The sequence below is a fragment of the Mycolicibacterium arseniciresistens genome (assembly GCF_030519285.1).
GTDB classification, from domain to species: domain Bacteria; phylum Actinomycetota; class Actinomycetes; order Mycobacteriales; family Mycobacteriaceae; genus Mycobacterium; species Mycobacterium arseniciresistens.
In genome coordinates, this window is record NZ_JAUMSQ010000588.1 from 1 (window position 1) to 439 (window position 439).

Genomic DNA, 439 nt, shown 5'->3' on the forward strand with positions numbered 1-439 from the left:
CAAGCCGGCCGCCGCGCCGGGCACGCAGGTGAGCAATGGTGGCAGCACCGAGGTGAAGGTCGACGGCAATGACCTCGCCGGTCTGGACACCAACTCGGTCACCTGCGTCAAGCAGGGCGGCAAGATCACCGTGGGCAGCGGCGCCGTGGGCGGCCAGCAGGGCCTGGGCATCGTGATGACCGACGAGGCCACCCCGAAGGTCGAGACCCTCGGCCTGGTGGTCGACGGGAACGCGCTGGCCGTCAACAACATGATGGGCGCCAAGGTCGGCTCGGCGGAGGTGAAGGTCGACGGCGACACCTACACCGTCAGCGGCGAGGCCAGCGGCGCCGACATGAAGAACCCGATGGCCGGAATGATCTCCAAGCCGTTCACCGTCACGGTGACGTGCAGCTGATCGGTCCGCGCCGCGGCGGCGGGCGTGCTGGGCCATTCGGCC

1 protein-coding gene is annotated in these 439 nt (G+C 69.7%); it reads left to right on the plus strand.

All coding sequences use genetic code 11. From position 1 onward, the window contains the following. The coding region (locus tag Q2100_RS31655; protein WP_302917177.1) for a lipoprotein LpqH at window positions 1-397 on the plus strand (397 nt) is incomplete at its 5' end. Window positions 398-439: the final 42 nt, after the last annotated feature.